Origin of the sequence: Mesorhizobium sp. M1A.F.Ca.IN.022.06.1.1, from assembly GCF_003952605.1 — a bacterium.
Classification (GTDB): domain Bacteria; phylum Pseudomonadota; class Alphaproteobacteria; order Rhizobiales; family Rhizobiaceae; genus Mesorhizobium.
On sequence record NZ_CP034455.1, the window covers coordinates 5,275,842 to 5,296,152 of the forward strand.

Consider the following 20,311-nt stretch of genomic DNA (forward strand, 5'->3'; position numbering starts at 1 on the left):
GGACCGGCGTCGCGGAAGCCGCGACGCCGGCCGCTTGATGCCAATCACGAACTGGCCTGGGGAGGGCTGATGAACGGCGCGGCTCCGCTCTTCCGCATGGAAGGCATATCCAAGCGCTATGGCGGCGTGCGCGCCCTGGAAAAGGCCGATCTCACCGTCACGGCCGGCAGTATCCACGCCATTCTCGGTGAGAACGGCGCCGGCAAATCGACTTTGATCAAGGTCATGGCCGGTGTCGTTGCGCCGGATGAAGGTACCATGACCCTGGACGGCCGCGAGGTGACATTTGCTTCGCCCGCCGCGGCAAACCAGGCCGGCATCGTCTGCATCTTTCAGGAGCTGTCGCTCATTCCGGAGCTGAGCGTCGCCGACAACATCGTCATATCCGATCCGCCGAAACGCTTCGGCATGATCGACCGCAAGGCGCAACGGCGCCTCGCGGAACAGGCGCTTGCCCGCGCGGGTGCCGCCGATATTCACCCCCTGGCGCTGATCAAAGACCTGCCGCTCTCGCGACGACAGATGGTCGAGATCGCCAAGGCGTTGGCCAGGAAGCCGCGCATCCTGATCCTCGACGAAGCGACGTCGGCGCTGACCGCCGCCGATGTCGCGAAGGTCTTCGAGGTGCTGAAGCGGTTGCGCCAGGAAGGGCTGGCGCTGCTCTATATCTCCCACCGAATGAACGAGATCTCCGAGCTTGCCGACCAGTGCACGGTGTTTCGCAACGGCCGCAATGTTGCCAGCTATCGGGCTGGATCGAAGAGCGACAACGAAGTCGTCGAGCTGATGATCGGCCGGGAATACAGCCACATCTTTCCGCCGAAGCCGACCAGGCCCCAGACGGTTGCGGCTCCTGTGCTGGAGGCGCGCAACCTGTCCTGGAGCGATAGGCTGGACAATATCTCGCTCTCGGTTGCGGCCGGCGAGGTCGTAGGATTGGGCGGGCTCGACGGGCAGGGTCAGCGTGAGCTGCTGCTGGCGTTCTTCGGCGTTCTGCGAGGTCTTTCCGGGCAGATCCTGGTCGACGGCAAGAAGGTTTCGATTGCCAGCCCGGCAGCCGCCAGCGATGACCGTATCGGCATGGCGCTGATCCCGGAAGACCGCAAGACGGAAGGGCTGATGCTGCCGATGACGGTGCGCGAGAACCTTTCCTTCGCAGCACTAGACAGGCTGTCCAAGGCCAGCGTCATCGACCGTGCCGCCGAGCAGCGGCTGATCGATGACATGGTTGAATTACTGGCCATCAAGACGGCGGGGCTCGATATCCCTGTCGGGGCGCTGTCCGGCGGCAACCAGCAGAAGGTGGTGATCGCCAAATGGCTGATGCGGCAGCCGCGCATCATTCTGCTCAACGATCCGACGCGCGGCATCGATGTCGGCACCAAGCAGGAGCTCTATCAGCTGATGCGTAAGCTCGCCGACGCCGGCGCCGCGATATTGTTTTATTCGACCGACTATGACGAGCTGATCGGCTGCTGCGACCGCGTGCTCGTGCTTTATGACGGCGCCATCAAGCGCGAGCTGGTTGGCGCCGATATCACCGAGCACGCGCTGATCGCCAGCGCGCTGAATATCCACGGCGGCAGCGGGCGGGCAGAACAAGGAGAGGGCGCGTGAAGGATTGGCGCTATTGGCTGGCCGAACAGCGCGGAACGCTGCTGGCGTTCGCCATCTTCATCGTCATGTTCGCGATCTACAGCGGCAATCATCCAGCCGGCTTCACGGCCAATGTCGTGCAGACGGCGGCGAACAAGGGCGTTCTGCTTGCCTTCGTGGCGATGGCGCAAACGCTGGTTGTGATCACCGCCGGCATCGATCTCTCGGTCGGCATGATCTTCACGCTGACCAATTGCATGGCTTCCTGGCTCGTCATCGGCACGGGTCTCGAGACGGCGTTCGGATTGGTGGCTGTGCTTGGCACCGGGCTCGTCTGCGGGGCAATCAACGGCGCCATCGTGATCTACGGGCGCCTGCAGCCGATCGTCGCTACGATAGCCACGGGCGCCGTCTATTTCGGTCTCGCGCTGCTTTTGCGACCGGTTCCCGGCGGATCGGTCAACGAGGACGTCGCCGATTTCCTGACAGGGCGCTTCTTCGGCGTCGTGCCGGCAAGCCTGATGGCGCTGTTCGTCGTCGTGCTTGTCGTGTGGGTGCCGTTCCGCCGCTCCGAGCTCGGCCGCGCCGCTTACGCTGCGGGCTCGTCCGAAACGGCAGCCTATATGTCGGGTGTGCCGATCCGCAGGGGCAAGTTCCTTGCCTATACGCTGGCCGGACTGCTTGCCGCGATTGGCGGCCTGTTCCTCACCTTCTTTACCTATACGGGCGAGGCTGCCTATGCGAGCGGCAATGCCTACACGTTGTTCTCGATCGCGGCAGTTGTGCTCGGCGGCGTCTCGCTGTTCGGGGGCAAAGGCAGCGCTATTGGCGCGATCTTCGGAGCGCTCGCCTTCCGCACCATCGGCGACCTGCTGTTCGTCTTCGATTTCGACCCGCTCTGGCAGCCGCTGTTCCAGGGCATCATCCTGTTGATCGCGGTCAGCCTCGGCGCCTTCGCGCTGTTTCGGGTGCGCAACCGGCTGGAGTGGTTCCTGTGAGCGAAACGACGCTTGGCGGCATCGCCAGCCGCATGCCGAAATTCATCCGCCGCGCCGATCCGGCGGTGGCGACCGCCTTTGCCTGCATCGTTATCCTGCTTCTGCTAGGTAGCCTCTATTCGCGCAGTTTTCTCTCGCCGGAATATCTCCTGCAGCAGCTGAAGGTCGCGTCATTCCTCGGCGTGATCGCCACCGGCATGATGCTGGTAATCCTGCTCGGCCAGATCGACCTTTCCGTGCCGTGGTCGGTGGCGACCGGCGCGATGATGGCCTGTGCCGCTGCAGCCTACGGTCCGGTCGGCGTCGCGCTCGCCATCCCGTTCGGCGTCCTGTGCGGGGTCGCGATCGGCATCGTCAACGGCGCCGGCGTGGCTTATTTGCGCATTCCCTCGATGATCATCACTCTAGCCACCAACGCCGTCGCGCAAGGGCTGATGGTGGTCTATACGGGCGGGTTCTCGCCGCAGGATTCGGCGACAGCGGCGATGCGCTACCTTGCGACCGGCTTCACCATTCCGGGGGTGCCGAACGCGGTGATCATCTGGGCGCTGATAGGGGCGGCAATGGTTTTCGTGCTGACCCGCACCTCCTTCGGCCGCGTCGTTTACGGCATCGGTAACCGTGAGCGCGCCGCCTATCTTTCCGGAATCGACACGCGCCGCGTGGTGCTGATTGCCTTTGCCGTCTCCGGCGGGCTCTCGGCCTTCGGGGGCGTCCTGCTCGCGGGCTACGCATCGAAGGCGGCGCAGTCGATGGGCGACGCCTATCTGTTGCCGTCGATCGCCGCCGTGGTGCTGGGCGGCACTTCGATCCTCGGCGGCCGCGGCTCATATCTTGGCACCGTCGCCGGCGTGATCCTGATCACGCTGCTGCAATCGATCCTGTCGGTCATGCAGATGCCGGAGGCGGGGCGGCAGATCATTTACGGCGTCGTGATCGTGGCCATGCTTTTGCTCTATGGCCGTGCGCCGGCAAGCCGCTGACTGTGGATGAAGGATCGTAAGGTCACAGCCGTCGGAGGTTTCCATTGAACGACATCCGGTCAGCGCCGGCCATAGTCGTGATGGGGGTCGCCGGCTGCGGCAAGACGGTGATGGGCGAAGCGCTGGCCGAGGCGCTGGGCGCGGTCTTCATCGAGGGCGACCGGTTGCATCCGCCGAAAAACGTGGCGCGCATGGCGCGCGGCGAGCCGCTGACGGATGCGTTGCGCGAGGGTTGGCTCGATGCCATCGGCGAGCGCATCGCAGCCTCGGTCGGCGAGGGACACAAGCCGGTGGCGGCCTGTTCGGCGCTGAAGCGCAGCTACCGGAACCGGCTGCTCAGCTTTTGCCCGGGCATCGTCTTCCTCTATCTGAAGATCGATCGCGAGACTGCCCGGCGACGGGTGTCGGGGCGCAAAGGCCATTTCATGCCGGCGAGTCTGGTCGACAGCCAGTTCGCGACCCTGGAAGAACCGGAGCCGGACGAACCGGCGGTGACGGCGGATGGCGCGCGGAGCGTCGCCGCCATCCTTAAGCAAGCACTGAGCTCAAGCCCCTCGAGCTGAACAGGTTCAGGCGACGCACTTTTCAGTCTTCGTTCTGATGCATGTCGTTGACCCAAAACCGCTGCGCGTCTGGGGGAAATGCATTATGCGGCGTCGGCGCCGATCGCGGCTTGATCCTGCTGTCCGGTGAGCCGGTTGGCGCTGGACCAGGCCATCATCTGCTCGGGATGCAGTTTGACCGCTTCCAGCAGCCGGTCGCGCTTGAGCAGGATATAGGCCGCTTGCAGAACGAGGTTCTTTGCCGCCACGTCCTTTGCCGGCCGGGATGCAGGCTGGACAGCGTTGGGCTTCAGTTCGGGACTGACGATCGCCCGGTATTCGCGAAAGGGCACTGTCTCCAGGGTCGACATGCCAAACAGCGCAGCGCCGGCGCGCGCCGCAAAATTCGCCGGCGCCGAGGCGAGGTGGGTCCAGCCACGCTCGCCCATGGCGCTCTCGGTGAAGGTAGATCCCGCGTGGATGGTGTTGGTCATCAGCACGACTCCGTTCTCCTTCAGCGCCTTCTGGATGCGCGCCGTAACCTGGTAGGCTTCGGCGCGCTCAAAGACGATGCGGCTCTTCAGAAACCGGTTTTCGACCTCGACCAGCGGCTTGTTGATCACATGCAGGCCGAATTTGCTTTCCGAAAAGCCGTGGAAGTTGACGCTCACCTGGTGCGCTTCGATGCCGGCTTCGAAGAGGGCGCGCTTGCCCATGATGGTCTGGGCGACGAACTGATCGCACCAGACGATGGCGCCGCGGCCGCGCTGCAAGGCCTCGCGCAAGCCGTCGATGCCTTCCAGCCGGATCGCCGGCGACCAGCGCCTGCCAGGCGCCAGATGAGCGGCAAGCATCAGACGGCGGCGATGCGCGGCGGCGAGATGTCCCTGAAAAGGCTTCGCGTGTCGGCATCATCGCCAAGCACCGCTTTGATCGCCACGTCATACCGCGCGAAATCCTTGCGAAAATGACGCTTGCGTCGAAGCGTCGAAACCCAATCGCAGATCGGCGCCCACCAGGCCACCGGCAGCACCGCCGCCACCCCGAGATAGAACATGGATAGCAGGCTTTCGCGCAGATCCTTGTTGGAGACGCTGCGCAACTTGCCGGGGCGGAGGAGCTTGCGGCTGAAGAAGCGGACGGTCTCGCCGCGCTCCGGCACTGCAACGTCGGCGATGATCTCGGTATGATAGATGCTGGCGGATGACGGTTGCCGGTTGGCCCTGCGGGACTTGCCAAGCCGAGGCAGCCTCATGCGTTAGATACCCCCAAACCTTGATCCATCCGTCAGACGATTTACAGCGTCTGTCGCGGACAGACAACCAACGGCGAGACGGCGCGGCTGAGCGGTCAGATCTGCGACGTGAGTTCGACCGGGAAATCGTCGTTGTCGGCGTCGCGCATGGCGGCGAGGCTGCGGTTGTCGAGCACCTCGGCGATCGCCTGGCGCACTTCCAGCATCATGTGGCGGACCTGGCACGTCGGCTCGTCGCAGTCCTCGCAGCGCTGATATTGCGTGCGGCTGGCGCAAGGGATCGGCGCCAGCGGCCCGTCGAGCACGCGCACGACATGGCCGATCTTGATCTCGGAAGCGGGCCTGGCGAGGCGATAGCCGCCTTCCTTGCCCTTGCGGCTCTGGACGAAGCCGGCATTGCGCAATTCGCCCAGAATGGCGTCCAGGAACTTCTTCGGGATGTTGTTTGCGACCGCTATGTCGTTGACGAATGCAAGCTGGCCAGCCGGCAGGCCGGAAAGATGCACGAGGGCCTTGAGGCCGTATTTGCCTTTTTTGGTCAGCATGCCCGATTCAGTTTATCAAACCCCAATCGCCTGCATCTGGCGGTTGTTTGTGTGCAAATCATGACAGTTTGGCCGCGCTACGCGGCTTGGCACAACAATTCGTCGACACAGGTTAGGCACAAACGCGTTGATTCTTCGTAATGTTTTTCACATTGGCCGCGTTGATTTCGCCGGCAAAGTGATGCCGGCTCCAGATTGAAAAAAGCCGGCGATGCCGACGGCGATGACGGCTTTCCACTTCTTTTGATTGTAAGCGCTACCGGCTGCCATAGGCCTGATCGAGCAAGCCGCCTGCCGCGAAATGCTCTTTCTGCACCCTATCCCAGCCGCCGAAGATCTCGTCTACCGTCAACAGGCGCACGTCGGGAAACTCGGCTTTGTATTTGGCGGCCACTGCTGCGTCGCGGGCCCGCAGGCCGTTGCGGGCGGCAATGTCCTGGCCCTCGGGCGAATAGAGGAATTCGAGATAGGTCTTGGCGAGATCGCGGCTACCGTGCTCGTCGGCGATCTTATCGACGATCGCCACCGGGAATTCGGCCAGCAGGCTGACTGAAGGCGTGACCTGCTCGAACTTGTCGTCGCCATATTCCCTGCGGATGCCGCGCGTTTCGGATTCGAAGGTGATCAGCACGTCGCCGATCTCGCGCTGCACGAAGGTGGTGGTGGCGGCGCGGCCGCCGGTGTCGAAGATCGGCACGTTGGCAAACAGCTTGGCGATGAACTCCTTCACCTTGGCGTCGTCGCCCTTGAAGGCTTCCTTCGCGTAAGCGGTGGCAGCGAGATAGGTATAGCGGGCATTGCCTGATGTCTTCGGGTTGGGGAAGATCACCTGCACGTCGTCACGCACCAGATCGTTCCAGTCCTTGATGTGCTTGGGATTGCCGGCACGAACAAGGAAGGACGGCAGCGAATAGAAAGGCGATGCGTTGTCTGGGAAATCCTTCTGCCAGTCCGCGGAGATCAGACCCCTCTTGACCAGGAAATCGACGTCGGTGACCTGGTTGAAGGTGACGACGTCGGCTGCCAAACCTTCCGCGATGGCACGAGCCTGCGCCGAGGTTCCGGCGTGGGACTGATCGACGGTCACGCCGGGATGCTCAGCGATGAAAGCCTTGTTGATGTCGGCAAACAATTCGCGGCCGACGTCGTAGGAGGCATTGAGCAGCTTGTCGGCCGACCAGGCTTGGGAGGACGCGAGGACGACGAAGCCGGCAAGCGTGGCAATACCCAGCAATAAGCGCTTCATGAAAACGGTCCTCCTCCAGACAATCAGAACTATGGTGTGACCATAAAAAGGAAAGCCTGGCTGCGCGAGGCACGCGGTCCGGGGGACGCACGAGCAGCGGGAAAATCTCCCGCCCGAACAGCCGCTTGGTAGGATTTTCTTCCAACCTGATTCATCGCGGCTCCTCTACCGGGCGCCTGGACGTGGCAGGCGGCAAATAGGTCAGGAGGCCGGGAAAAGCTTCCAGCGCCTCGGCCTGAAAGCCACCCGGCTCTTCTGTGCCGCCGGATGGTCGACCGGCAGCTCGATCTCGACGCGCTGACGCTCGCCGCCGATCTCGAGCTCGACCCGCCTTGTGCCGGCGACGCGGCGGCTGGCGGCGACCGTCCCGGCAATGCAGCCGCTGCAGCCGTCGAGCAGCTCGACATCGTGCGGACGAAAGTAGAGCAGGGCCTCTCCCGACTGCGCATGCGGCGCCTGCAGACCGACCGGCCGGTCGGCCAGCCAGATCTCGCCATTGTCAACCTTGACCGGCAGCGAGCTCGATTCGCCGATGAAGCTGTAGACGAAAGGCGAGTTCGGCGTGTCGTAGATCTCGTCGGCCGAGCCGACCTGCTCGATGCGACCTTGGCTCATGACGACAACGCGGTCGGCGAGTTCGAGCGCCTCCTCCTGGTCGTGGGTAACGAAGACCGTGGTGTGGCCGGTGGCGTCGTGGATTTCGCGCAGCCAGCGGCGCAACTCGCGGCGCACCTGCGCGTCAAGGGCGCCGAATGGCTCGTCGAGCAAAAGCACCTTGGGCTCGATGGCCATGGCGCGGGCGAGCGCGACGCGCTGGCGCTGGCCGCCGGAAAGCTGCGCCGGATAGCGCTTTTCCAGCCCCGACAGCTGGACGAGGTCGAGGAGTTCCGAAGCGCGGCGGCGGATCTCCTGCGCCGAGGGACGCGCGGCGCCGTGCCGGACCTTGAGGCCGAAGCCGATATTGTCGGCAACCGTCATGTGTCGGAACAGAGCGTAATGCTGGAACACGAAGCCGACATTGCGCTCCTGGATCGACTTCTGCGAAGCATCCTCTTCGCCGAAGAAGATGGCGCCCTTGGTGGGCCGCTCCAGGCCGGCGATCAGGCGGAGCAGCGTCGTCTTGCCGGAACCGGATGGCCCGAGCAGCGCGATAAGCTCGCCCGACCTGATGTCGAGCGAAACGTCGTGGAGCGCCGGAAACCGCTCGAACTCCTTGCGCACGTTGACAACGCGAACTTCCATACAGATCCCTCAATCAGTTGATGCATGCTACGCGGTTTCGGGCGGCATGCATCTAATGTCCGCGTGTCGCGGCAATCTCGGCGCCGTAGCGCATCTCCAGAAGTGTTTTCAAGACCAGCGTCACCAAAGCCAGGCCGGCAAGCAGCGAGGCGACCGCGAAGGCCCCGACGGCGTTATACTCATTGTAGAGAATTTCCACATGCAGCGGCATGGTGTTGGTGAGGCCGCGAATGTGACCTGAGACCACCGACACGGCGCCGAACTCGCCCATGGCGCGCGCGTTGCAGAGTAGCACGCCGTAGAGCAGGCCCCATTTGACGTTGGGCAGCGTCACATACCAGAAGGCCTGCCAGCCATTGGCGCCGAGTGACAGGGCCGCCTCCTCGTCGCCATTGCCCTGTTCCTGCATCAGCGGGATCAGCTCGCGGGCGACAAAGGGGAAAGTGACGAAGATGGTTGCGAGCACAATGCCCGGCACGGCGAACAGGATGACGATGCCATGCGCCTTCAGCCACGCGCCGAGCAGGCCTTGCGCCCCGAAGAGGAGCACATAAACCAGGCCGGAAATGACGGGCGACACCGAGAACGGCAGGTCGATGAGGGTGGTCAGAAAGGCCTTGCCCTTGAACTCGAACTTGGCGATCGCCCAGGCAGCCGAGATGCCGAAAATGAGGTTGAGCGGCACCGAGATCGCCGCCACCAGCAGCGTCAGGCGGATCGCCGAGCGCGTGTCGGGGCTGGCAAGCGCCTCCGTGTAGGCGCCGATGCCTTTGCTAAGCGCCTCGTGGAAGACAACGATCAGCGGCAGAAGCAGGAAGACGGCGAGGAAGGCGAAGGCTATTCCCATCGCCACCCAGCGCACCGGCCTGCTTTCGGTCACCGCGGCCGACTGGCTTTCGTGATGCGGTTCGTAGGATTTGATCTCGGGATCAGCCATAGCGCTTGCGGCTCCATGTCTGGACGAGGTTGACGACCAAAAGCATCACGAAGGACAGCGCCAGCATGATCGCGGCGATCGCGGTCGCCGCCTCGTAATTGTATTCCTCGAGCCGGATGACGATGAGGAGCGGCGCGATCTCCGACTTGAAGGGCAGGTTGCCGGCGATGAAGATGACCGAGCCGTATTCGCCGACACCGCGCGCGAAGGCGAGCGAGAAGCCGGTGACGATGGCCGGCGCCAGTCCCGGGAAGAGCACACGAGTGATGGTCTGGAAGCGGTTGGCGCCAAGCGTGGCGGCAGCTTCCTCGACCTCCCTGTCGAGCTCCTCCATGATTGGCTGGACGGTGCGCACCACGAAGGGTAGGCCGATGAACACCAAGGCGATGACGATGCCGAGCGGGGTGTAGGCGACCTTTATGCCGAGCGGCATCAGAAGCTGGCCGATCCAGCCATTCGGCGCATAGAGTGTGGTGAGCGCGATACCGGCGACTGCGGTGGGCAAGGCGAAGGGCAGGTCGACCATCGCATCGGCGATGCGTCGGCCGGGGAAGCGGTAGCGGACCAGCACCCAGGCGACGATGGTGCCGAAGACGACGTTGACCGCGGCGGCCAGGAAGGCGGTGCCGAAGCTGATCTTCAGCGCATTGAGAGTGCGCCGGTCGACGGCGATCGCCCAGAAGTCGGTCCAGCCGAGCGCGGCCGAACGCCAGACCAGCCCCGAAAGCGGAATGAGGATGATGAGCGTGAGGTAGGCAAGCGAGAAGCCGAGCGTCAATCCGAAGCCCGGAATGACACTCGGCTGTCTGAACCGCCACCCCGCCTTGGCGGGTGCTGTGTTCATGCTGTTCTGGATCGTCCCTTCTTACTCAGACCAGAGTGCCCTTCGCCTCGGCTCGGGCACTCGTACAATAGACCCAATCAGGTTTCATCCGGCCTATGGCCGCCATGCTTCATTGGGCGGGCTTGTAAATCTGGTCGAATATACCACCGTCGCCGAAATGATAAGGCTGCGCCTTCTTCCAACCGCCGAATTGCGGATCGTCGATGGTGACGAGCTTGATTGCCGGTAGCTTGGCGAGATCCTCGGCAGGCACCAGGTCGGGCTTGGCCGGACGATAGTGGTTCTTGGCGATGATGGTCTGGGCTTCCTTCGAATAGAGCCAGCTCAGATAAGCCTCGGCGACCTTGCGGGTGCCCTTGGCGTCGACATTGCCGTCGACGACGGCGACCGGCGGCTCGGCCAGGATCGAGGTCGGCGGGTAGACGATGTCGAAATTGTCGGCGCCGAATTCATCGAGCGCGAGATAGGCTTCGTTCTCCCAGGCGATCAGCACGTCGCCCAGCCCCTTCTGCGCAAAGGTCACCGTCGAGCCGCGGGCACCGGTATCGAGGACGGGGACATTCGCATAGAGCTTGCCGACGAACTCCTTGGTCTTGGCTTCGTCATTGCCGTCATTGGCATTGGCATAAGCCCAGGCGGCGAGGTAGTTCCAGCGCGCGCCGCCCGAGGTCTTGGGGTTCGGCGTGATTACCTGGACGCCGTCCTTCACCAGATCGCTCCAGTCATGGATGCCCTTGGGATTGCCCTTGCGCACCAGGAAGATGATGGTCGAGGTGTAGGGAGCCGAGTTGTTCTCGAACTTCGTGCGCCAGTCCGGATTGATCTTTTTCGTCTTCGCGGCAATGGCGTTGATGTCGCCCTCGAGCGCGAGCGTCACGACATCGGCGTCGAGACCGTCGATGACGGCTCGCGCTTGGGCGCCGGATCCGCCATGCGACTGTTGGATGGTAACGGTTTCTCCGGTCTCCGCCTTCCAGTGCGCGGTGAAGGCCTCGTCATAGGCTTTGTAGAGCTCACGTGTCGGGTCGTAGGACACATTCAGAATGGTCGTATCGGCAAATGCGAAACCGAGCGAGCCGAACTGAACAGATGTGGCGACCAGCGCGCCGAGCAGTTTCCCGAAATGAGGGTTGGTCATTTCCGCCTCCGTTGAACGGCCCGAACTCTAGCGAATTTATAGAAATTAGATGCACTCAATGTTGCCTTTTTCATCTCCTTGCAGCAATTTTTCGCCGAGGGGCGGCCAGTCGAGGAAATATCTTCCTCACTTGCCAGCAGCGTGGTTCCTCGTCAGCGGGCCTAATTAGAACCGGCCGCGATCCGGGCAAGTCCTGTGCCTAGTCGGCGGTCACCGGAAAATCGAAGCGCTGCTTTGGGAACGGCTCGTCGGCGAGGGTGAAATGCCACCATTCGCGCGCATAGTTGCGGAAGCCGGCGGCGCGCATGGCCGAAAGCAGCATCGTGCGGTTTGCCGTCGCTTGGAGGGGCAGCGGGCGGTGGGCCGTCTCGCTCGCCGAATCGAAACAGTCGAATCCGGTGCCGAAGTCGAGCGTGCGGGCGTCAGTCGCGCCGCAAGCGGAATGAGCCGGGCTTGTCTTGTCAAGCTCAGCGACGGCGAGGTCAACGGTCGAGCCCCGCGAGTGGCTGGACAGTTCGCCGACATAGCCCTCGGCGATGAGGTCGCCGTGCTCGACCGTCGGATACCATTGCGGATCGGGCGGGCCGCCTTGCCTTGTCCATCTGACCATGTCGGCGACGGCGCGTGCCGGGCGGTAACAGTCGAAGACGATCAGCGTGAGGCCCTCGGCCGTCATTGCTTTCTGGACGCCGGACAGCGCCTTCGCCGCCGGCGCGGTCAGGATGCAGACCGGCGCTTCGTAGCCGTCGACCTCGCGCTGCAGGAAGTTTCCCAGCCCGGCATAGCGGATGTCCTGGCGAATGGTCGGATCGACATCGGCGAGCCGGACGAATCCGGCGGGCAGGGGGTCGGCGTGGGCGGAGAAGGCAGCCAGGAGAGCCAGTGCCGGGAGGATTATAGCTGCTCCCGCTGAAGGACGGGTGTGCTTCGCAATAAGCCTCGAGAGAAGTGCCTTTCGATCCTTGAAAGGCGCAACGCGCCGAATCGCTTGCCCGCTTCTATTCAACGAAAACCTTCACGCTGGCCGCGCGCCCGGCGGCGTCGATAACGGTGAGCGTCGAATAGCCGGTGCCGTCGGGCTGCCAGGTCGCGGTGCGGCGGCGGTCGATGCCGGCGAGCGGCTTGCCGTTGGCAAGCCAGCGGAAGGGCGCGCGGCCGCCCTGCAGCTTCAGCACAAGCGGCGAAGCGTCCGCCGAATTGGTGCCGAGGTCGACGCGAGCCCCGTCCGGCGGGAAGACGATGGTGGGCGCCGGTTCAGTCGGCGTTGCCTGCACCAGCCCGTCGGAGCCGGCGCCGAAGCGGGCGAGCGTCACCGGCAATTCTTCGCGTTTGGGATTGAAGAGACCCGGCGGCCGGCCGGGCAGCGGCACGCTGGCCAAACCCGAGCGGACAAAGCCTTCGAAGAGAATGGGCGCGGCCGAAACATAGCCGGAGAGGCCAGGTACCGGGCCGGCGTCGGCACGGCCGACCCAGACGCCAAGCACATAGCGGCCGTCGAAGCCAACCGACCAGGCATCGCGATAGCCGTAAGATGTGCCGGTCTTGTAGGCGATGCCGCGCTGGGCCGCACCTTCGGGCGGCTTCACGCCGGACAGGATGTCGTCGATCTGCCAGGCGGCCTGGTCGTCGAGGATAGTGGCGGTGATGCGCTCGGCATCGGCGGGCTCGGTGCCGTCATGCAGCGCGTGCATCTTGCCGCCATTGGCGAGGCCGGTATACAGCTGCACCAGGTCGCGCAAAGTCACCCCGGCGCCGCCGAGGCCGATCGCCAGCCCGGGCGCCTCGTTGAGCGGCAGGACCAGGTTGACGCCGGCCTGGCGGAAGCGCGCCGTGAGCCGCGCGGGACCAACTGCGTCCAGCACCCGGATCGCCGGCACGTTGAGCGACAGCTGCAGCGCCTGCCTGATGCTGACGTCGCCCTGGTAGCCCATGTCGAAATTCTTCGGCCGGTAGCCGCCAAAGTCGGCGGGGCTGTCCTCGATGATCGTCTCCTGCGCCACTAGGCCTTGCTCGAAGGCAAGCCCATAGATGAACGGCTTCAGCGTCGAGCCGGGCGAGCGCACTACTTTGGTCATGTCGATCCAGCCGGAGCGGCTGGCGTCGAAGAAATCGGCCGAGCCGACTTCGCCAAGAATGTCGCCGGTGCGCGCATCGGCCAGCACCATGGCGACGGAAAGCTTTGGGCCGAGCTTCCTGGCGGCCTCTTTCGCCACCTGCTCCAGCCCTTGCTGAACACTGCGGCGGATGGTGAGTTGCAGCGGCTTGCCGGGTTGAGCCTTGGGCAGCATGGCGTAGGACGCATGCGCGGCCAATGCCGGCAGCTTGCGGCGCAGGCCGGAGACGTCGTCGAGCGCGGCGCGCGCTGCCTCTCGTTCGTTGAGCAGACCGGCCGAGACCATGCGGGTGAGCACGCGGTCGCGCGCGGCATGCGCGATGTAGAGATTGCGGTCTGGCCGGCGCTTTTCCGGCAACTGCGGCAGCGCGACCAAAAGTGCTGCTTCCGATACGGTCAGCCGCTTCGGTTCCTTGCCGAAATAGGCGAGCGAGGCTGCGCGCACGCCTTCTAGGTTGCCGCCATAGGGCGCCAGCGTCAGGTAGCGCTCGAGGATTTCGCGCTTGGACAAACGCCGCTCGATCTGGATGGCGCGCAGGATTTGCCTGGCCTTGGAGGCGAGGCTGCGGCTGTCGCGCGGCTCGATCAGGCGGGCAAGCTGCATCGAGAGCGTCGAGCCGCCGGAAACGATGTGGCCGCTGGTGGCGAACTGCCCGGCGGCGCGACAAAGCGCCAGCATGTCGACGCCGCGGTGGTCCCAGAAGCGCTTGTCTTCATAGGCGACCAGCATGTCGACGAACTGCTTGTCGACCTGGTCGAGCCGAGTTTCCAGCCGCCAATAACCGTCCGGTGTGGCGAAGGCCCGCAGCAGCTGGCCGTCGCGGTCCTGCACTTCGGTGGAGACCGTCAGCGCCGCCGGGAGTGGCGGCGGGAAGGCGCGGTCGAGCTGCCAGAGAGCGGCGACGGAAAGGGCAAGACAGGCGGCGGAGGAAGCTGCCGTTATGGCAGCGCGCCGCAAGAATTTTTTGGAGAGCATGGTGCTGCCCCTCACCCTGACCCTCTTCCCGTGAAAGACGGGGAGAGGGGGGCGTCAGCGCTGGAGCTTGTCCCTTCTCCCCGTCTTTCACGGGAAGAAGGTGCCGGAAGGCGGATGAGGGGCAGCGCTATCGCCATGTTTGTGATCGCCAGCGTCGGAATACTTACTCCGCCTTGACCTCCACCATGCCGGAGGCGGTGCGGGCCGAATATTGCGGCCGGTACATGTCCTCCACCGTCGCCGCCGGATGGGCATAGGTGCCGGGCCTCACGGCGCGCACGACATAGGCCAGCGTGATGTTGCGGTCGCCGTCGCCTTCGTTGGGATTGAAGGCGGCGACGAAGCGGTCGTCGCGGAACTCCAGATGCGCGGCGTCGGTCTGCGCCAGCCAGGAGAAGTTCGACAACTGAGCGCTGGACACCAGGCTCGGATTGTCTATCTCGAAGCCGGCCGGCAACAGATCGGTGATCAGCAGGCGCGAGGGCCATTTGTTCTGCTCATAGACCTTGAGCACGACCACATAGCGTTCGTTCTGCCTGGCCTCGGTGATGTTGGCCTCGGTGCCGTCGAGCCTGTAGTAGGTACGATCGATGGTGAAGCCGTCGCCGCCGGCCGGCAGCGGCTCGACGGGTGCGGCCACCGCGGTGACCACCGCCTGCAGCGCCGTCGTGCCGGTGTTGGCGATGGCGAGCGGGCTGTCGACAAGGTCGTTGCCGGCAACCCGATCGGAATAGCCGCCGGTATGCGGCGCGCCGTTGACGGAAAGCGTGATCGAATTGTTGCCTTCCTTCAGCGCCCTTGCCGCAAGGAGCATCCAGGATTCGTCCTGCGTGCTCGTCCAGCGGGCGTCGGCGCGTTCACGCGCCACCAGCCTGATCAGCTGCGGCACGATGCTCGGCACCGGCTTCGATTCCGCGGCCAGCGCAAGCATCGCCGCGCCGTCACGCAGGGGCGAGCCATAATCGGAGCGATAATAGTCGTATTCGGTGCTTGCCTGCGCCAGCCGCAAGGCCGTCTGGAAAGTCGCCTCCGAACGCTGGGTGTCGCCATAGAGCGCCAGGCTCGCGGCCAGTTGGGCGACAGCCATCGGGCTGGAGAAGGACTCGAGCTGCGTGTCCGAATAGTAGCGCAGATCGCCGATCGAGGCCTTCTTGTTGCGGGCGAGCACATAGAGCGCGTAGGCGATCTCGCTGCCGCGATCCTGGACGTCTTGGTCATAACCAAGCGAGTTCTGCAGGTTGTTCAGCGCCTGGTTCATCGCCTGAGCCGGCACGTCGTATTTCTGCTCGCGTGCCCGGGTCAGGAACTCCGTGACATAAGCATCGAGCCAGAGATCGCCGGACCCCGGGCCCCAGAGGCCGAAGCTGCCGCTTGATGCCTGGTAGCTCAGCACCTTGTAGACGGCATCTTGGATGCGCCCATGCAGGTCCGGATCGCTCTCCATGCCGATGCTTTTGGCCATGTCGTTGACATAGAGCAGCGGCAAGGCGCGGCTGGTTGTCTGTTCGGCGCAGCCATAGGGGTAGCGATCGAGCGTCATCAAAAGCGAAGGGACGTCGAAGGCGGCTGCCTGCGAGACGCCGATGCTGACCGAAGCACCGTCGAGCACGCTTGCGGCGAGCAGCTCCTTGTCGACGCGCAAGGCTCCGCCATTGGGCTTCAGGTCGACCACCATGCGGTTGGTGACCGGGAGCTGCGCCGGGCGCACCGGCAGGTAGAGCGTCTGCTCGACCTCCGTTCCGCCGTTATGCGCGAGCTTGACGGTGATCGAAGCGTCGCCCGCCGTCTGCGCGATCAGCGGAAATGAGAGCGCTTGCCGCTTGCCCTGGCTAAGCGTCAGCTTCTCGGGCAGGGGCTTGTCGCCGGTCGAGAGATCGCCGGTCGTGGTGACCGACAGCTTGTAGTCGCCGGCAGGGCCGTCGGTGTCGGCGATATCGAGACGCATGGTCGCGGCATCGCCAGGCGCCAGGAAGCGCGGCAGGCCGGCGGTGATCACCACCGGATCGCGCACGATGACGTCGGTTTGAGCATGGCCGACGGCCTCTTTGGTCCAGGCGACGGCCATGACGCGCGCGGTGCCGTTGAACTGCGGGATGTCGAAATCGATCCGCGCCTTGCCGTTGGCATCGAGCTCGACCGGGCCGGAGAAGAAGGCGACCAGCTTCTCGGTCGGCGGGCTGCCCTGCGACCGCATGTTGGCGCCGTCGCCGCCGGTCCGCAATTTGCCGGTGGTGCCGAGCGAACCGTCGATCAGGCGGCCATAAAGGTCGCGGATTTCCAGACCCAGCATGCGCTGGCCGAAGAACCAGTCCTCCGGATCGGGCGCCTTGTAGTTGGTGAGATTGAGGATGCCGACATCGACGGCGGCGACCATCACATAGGCCTTGCTGCCGGCTTGCGCGCCGCTGACGGCGACCGGGATCGACAGCTGCTGGCGCGGGGCCGTCTTTCCAGGCGGCGTAAGCGCAACAGTGAGCTTTTTCGAACCCGGATCGACGGTCAGCCATTTGACGCCGATTGCGCGGGCCGGCATGCGCGATTCCTGCGCATCGCCGGGCCGGAACAAAGTCGCCGTGACATAGGCGCCGGCTCCCCAGTCGTTGCCGACCGGGATGTCGACGGTGCTGCCGCCGGTCGGCACCGAAGCGGTGACGGTCTTCAACAGCTTCTCGGCGCCGATGGTGACCAGGAGTTCGCCGGCAAAATGCGGCGACACCTTGAGCTTGGCCACCTCGCCAGCGGCGTAAGTGTCCTTGTCGAGAGCGATCTCCAGGCCGTCCGGTGTTTCGGTGGTGGTCGAGGCGACGTACCAGCCGGCGTCGAACTCATAGCTGGTCGCCGGGCCATCGGGGTCGGCCGTCTCGACCTCGAGCCGGTAGCGGCCCCAGTCGACAGGAAGCGACACGGTCGCCTCGCCGTCGGCTTTCAGGTCGATCTGGCCGTTGGCGACGGCCTTGGTGAGGTTCACCGCTTCATAGTTCCAGGAATTGTTCGAACGGTACCACTGGTAATTGCGCTCGACCTTGACCAGCGACCACTGCGCGCCCTTCAGCTCCTCGCGTTTGCCGTTCGGATCGACGGCGATGATGCTGAATTTCGCCGTTCCGCCTTGCGGCACCTCGCCGCCTTCGAAATCCGGGCGGATGCCGATCATCTCCTTTTCCGGATGGACGGCGATGTCGAGCGAGCGCTCGACGGCACGGCCGCCGGCTTCGCGCATGCGGACTGTGACCTTGGCGTTGATCAGCTTGGTCGTGGAGGGCAGTTGGTCGATCGAGACCGGGAAGGTCGCCTTGCCGTCGTCGCCGACGAGGGGAAGGTTGGCCAAAGGCGTCACCGAAGGTTCGGCCGACTGCTCGTCGGCGAGACCGAAGGTGAAGTCCTTGAACCGATCCCAGCTGTCCGTGGTCGACAGCGTCATCTCGCCTTCAAGCGCGAGGCCGGCGGCCGGCGTGCCATAGAGGAAGCGGCCGTCGACGCTGACATTGGCTGTCTCGCCCTGCGCGATTTCCTTCTTGTCGGCCGTCAAGTCGAACTCGATGCGATCCGGCACGAAGTCTTCGACCAGGAACATATGGCTGGCGACCGGTGCCTGCTTGGGATCGGTGTAGATCGACACCGACCAGGTGCCGCGCATGGCGTTAGGCTCGAGCGACAGATCGACGGCATGGGCGCCGGCGGAAGCGCCGTCGCTGACGATACGGCGGTTCTCGACGCCATCGGGTCGGGTGAAGATGAAGGTCAGCGGCAGGTTCTCGACCGCCTTGGCGGCGCCGTCGCGCGCAAGGGCGGCGACATGGACGTCTTCGCCGGCGCGGTAGATGCCGCGCTCGGTCCAGGCATAGACGTCGAGCGCGCCGGGCGCGGCACGCCCGGCAACGCCGCGGTCCGACAGATCGAAACCGGCGCGGCCCATGTCGAGGAAGACGAAGTCGTTGTCGCCCTGCTTGGCCATCAGCACCGCCGGCACCATGCCGCCTTCGCCGCGCGTCAGGCCCGGGTTGAAAACGGCATGGCCCTCGGCGTCGGACGTCGCCGTGCCGAGGATTTCATTGTTCTTGGCAAGCAGCGTCAGTTCGGCGCCGGCAATCGGCTTGGCAGAGCCCAGCGAGCGGGCAAAGACGTTGAGACCGTCCTGGCCGGTATAAGTGGACAGACCGATGTCGGAAACGACGAACCACTGGGTGGCGCGCGAACCATAATCGTCGCTCTTGTCGTCGACCGGCTGGGCGGTCAGCACATAGACGCCGGGCTTGCGCTGCGGGATCGCTTCGTCGACCGGGAAGGAGGTGGTGACCTCCTTGTTGAGGTCGTTGGCGATGTCGAGCGTGCCTTCCCAGACCGGCTCGCCCATCTGGTCGGAAATGGTGGAAATGTCGTAGCCGTCGAGCTGATGCAGGAACTGGTAGCCGGACAGAAGCTGCGCCAGCGATCGGTCGCCGATGCGGTAGAGCTTCATCTTGGCGGCGCTCATGTTGACGGTGACGACCGGAATGCCGCGGCGGGCGCCGGCCGGCAGCACGAAGCTGTCGCCGGTGAAGCGGGCGGACGGGGCGCGGTCCTGGACATAGATCGACAGCACGACCGGAGCGGCAATCGTCTCGCCGATCGCGGCCGGCAGACCGGCGCGGAAGGTCACGTCATAGTGCTGGCCATGTTCAAGCCCTTCGACGCAGATCTGCTTGTCCTTGGCTTCGACAGCCTTGGGAGCGGCATTGTCGACGGTGACGAACTGCGAATAGTCGACGCCGGTCTTCACCAAGTCCTCGGAGAACTGGGCGCAGATGCGCGGCGAAGAGGAATCGGCATCGACGGAATGGTCGATGACGCGGAAACCCTTGCGTGCCTTGAGGTCGGCGTAGTCGGCCTGCACGGCTGGCGAGTTCACCAGCGCAAGGCTCGCCTCATAGGCCTGAATGGCCGGCCGGAAAAGGTCGCGCTTGTCGAGGCCGGCGGCAAGCAGCGCCAGCGCCTCGGCGCGGGTCTTTGCCGTGCGCACCAGCTTATAGGCGTTGAAGGCCGCCGAGGTGACGTTTGCCGGCAGGGTAGAGGGTTCGGAGGTGTTGGAAGCCGGCTGCACGCCGAGCGTCTCGCGCGCCAGCGCCAGCCAGAGCGCGCCGTCGTCGGGCAGGACAGACAGCGCCGCCTGGTATTTCTGCATGGCCAGGCGATGGTCGCCGGTCAGCGCTGCCTGCTCGGCCGCGGCTTGAAGTGCGGCCAGCCCTTCGGTCGGCTTGTCATAGGCCGGATCGGTCAGCTTGTTGCGGAACTGCTGGGCCTGATCGGCCATCCAGTTGGGGAAGAAGGCAAGTGGAGGCGGCGCGCCGATATCGGGGTCGCCATCGACGTTTGCGACTTTGCCGGCGACGGCGCCGCTGAAGGGTTTCAGCTGATTGTAGTCGGATTTGAGAAAGCACCATTTGGCCTTGGTGTTGTAGGTGAAGGCGCGGCAGGCGGGATCGCCGAGGCATGTGGTCTTGCATTGGTCGAGGCTGACATTCTGGTCGGACCTGAGGTCGAAACCGAAATAGTCGGAATTGTCAGTCGTCACGATTCGCCGGGCTTCGGCCGCTTGCGCGGCCCCGCTCAAGGCAAAGAACAGAAGAATGAGGAACGAGAAACCACGAGCCGCGCGCATTGCCATATCACCCTCCCGACATTGCAGCGTCCGGGCATGATCAAGCATCAAACAGGCTTGTCAACGCCGAACGCGGCAGGTTTTCAACCCGCCAACGGTTTCCATGCCGGCCACAGGCCGGTATTTCGACAGAACCTCCATGGGACAAGGGTTCACGCTTTCTTGCGAAGGCGCAAAAGGTGTGAATTCCAAGCCCGGTCTATTTCAGACAATTGGATTGTGGCCCCTTTACGAGCGTTTCAGAACTTCATTCCAATT

15 protein-coding genes are annotated in these 20,311 nt (G+C 64.3%); 4 read left to right on the plus strand and 11 right to left on the minus strand.

What is annotated here, in order from left to right:
* The first annotated feature begins 69 nt into the window (after positions 1–69).
* From EJ078_RS25140 to EJ078_RS25155, 4 genes are all read left to right on the plus strand, one after another.
* The gene (locus EJ078_RS25140; RefSeq protein ID WP_095802328.1) at positions 70–1,617 is read left to right on the plus strand and encodes a sugar ABC transporter ATP-binding protein; all 1,548 of its coding nucleotides are present in this window, start codon (positions 70–72) and stop codon (positions 1,615–1,617) included.
* Positions 1,614–2,594 carry an ABC transporter permease gene (locus tag EJ078_RS25145; RefSeq protein WP_066990536.1) on the plus strand — a complete coding sequence of 327 codons (981 nt, stop codon included), beginning with the start codon at positions 1,614–1,616 and terminating at the stop codon, positions 2,592–2,594. Before EJ078_RS25140 ends, EJ078_RS25145 begins: the two co-directional genes overlap by 4 nt.
* A complete protein-coding gene (locus tag EJ078_RS25150; protein WP_067328909.1) occupies positions 2,591–3,577 on the plus strand; it encodes an ABC transporter permease in 987 nt (328 codons plus the stop codon). The genes EJ078_RS25145 and EJ078_RS25150 overlap by 4 nt, the downstream gene beginning before the upstream one ends.
* 80 nt (positions 3,578–3,657) lie before the next feature.
* Entirely contained in the window at positions 3,658–4,140 is a 483-nt protein-coding gene (locus EJ078_RS25155) for a gluconokinase (RefSeq protein ID WP_082954084.1), read from the plus strand.
* Positions 4,141–4,223: 83 nt separating this feature from the next.
* Here the strand turns inward: EJ078_RS25155 and EJ078_RS25160 are convergent, their stop codons facing one another.
* From EJ078_RS25160 to EJ078_RS25205, 11 genes are all read right to left on the minus strand, one after another.
* Positions 4,224–4,973, minus strand: coding sequence for a hypothetical protein (locus EJ078_RS25160; protein WP_245458946.1), 750 nt, complete (start codon positions 4,971–4,973; stop codon positions 4,224–4,226).
* Positions 4,973–5,374 carry a hypothetical protein gene (locus EJ078_RS30560; RefSeq protein WP_245458949.1) on the minus strand — a complete coding sequence of 134 codons (402 nt, stop codon included), beginning with the start codon at positions 5,372–5,374 and terminating at the stop codon, positions 4,973–4,975. The genes EJ078_RS25160 and EJ078_RS30560 overlap by 1 nt, the downstream gene beginning before the upstream one ends.
* A 95-nt stretch (positions 5,375–5,469) precedes the next feature.
* Positions 5,470–5,919 (minus strand): Rrf2 family transcriptional regulator, encoded by a 450-nt coding sequence (locus EJ078_RS25165; RefSeq protein ID WP_127214002.1) that lies wholly within the window; start codon positions 5,917–5,919, stop codon positions 5,470–5,472.
* 256 nt (positions 5,920–6,175) lie between these two features.
* Positions 6,176–7,165 (minus strand): sulfate ABC transporter substrate-binding protein, encoded by a 990-nt coding sequence (locus tag EJ078_RS25170; RefSeq protein ID WP_095824962.1) that lies wholly within the window; start codon positions 7,163–7,165, stop codon positions 6,176–6,178.
* Positions 7,166–7,366: 201 nt separating this feature from the next.
* Positions 7,367–8,407 carry a sulfate/molybdate ABC transporter ATP-binding protein gene (locus tag EJ078_RS25175; RefSeq protein WP_095831663.1) on the minus strand — a complete coding sequence of 347 codons (1,041 nt, stop codon included), beginning with the start codon at positions 8,405–8,407 and terminating at the stop codon, positions 7,367–7,369.
* 52 nt (positions 8,408–8,459) lie between these two features.
* Positions 8,460–9,344 (minus strand): sulfate ABC transporter permease subunit CysW, encoded by an 885-nt coding sequence (gene cysW, locus EJ078_RS25180; protein WP_067328919.1) that lies wholly within the window; start codon positions 9,342–9,344, stop codon positions 8,460–8,462.
* Positions 9,337–10,188, minus strand: coding sequence for a sulfate ABC transporter permease subunit CysT (gene cysT / locus EJ078_RS25185; RefSeq protein WP_066990552.1), 852 nt, complete (start codon positions 10,186–10,188; stop codon positions 9,337–9,339). Before cysT ends, cysW begins: the two co-directional genes overlap by 8 nt.
* Positions 10,189–10,297: 109 nt before the next feature.
* A complete protein-coding gene (locus tag EJ078_RS25190) occupies positions 10,298–11,326 on the minus strand; it encodes a sulfate ABC transporter substrate-binding protein (protein ID WP_127214004.1) in 1,029 nt (342 codons plus the stop codon).
* Between the two features lie 199 nt (positions 11,327–11,525).
* Positions 11,526–12,224, minus strand: coding sequence for a M15 family metallopeptidase (locus tag EJ078_RS25195; protein ID WP_127214016.1), 699 nt, complete (start codon positions 12,222–12,224; stop codon positions 11,526–11,528).
* A 100-nt stretch (positions 12,225–12,324) separates the two neighbouring features.
* Complete coding sequence (pbpC, locus tag EJ078_RS25200) at positions 12,325–14,415, minus strand: penicillin-binding protein 1C (protein ID WP_127403198.1); 2,091 nt, start codon at positions 14,413–14,415, stop codon at positions 12,325–12,327.
* Positions 14,416–14,578: 163 nt separating this feature from the next.
* On the minus strand, positions 14,579–20,059 hold the full coding sequence (locus EJ078_RS25205) for an alpha-2-macroglobulin family protein (protein WP_127403197.1): 5,481 nt from the start codon (positions 20,057–20,059) through the stop codon (positions 14,579–14,581).
* Between the last annotated feature and the right edge of the window lie 252 nt (positions 20,060–20,311).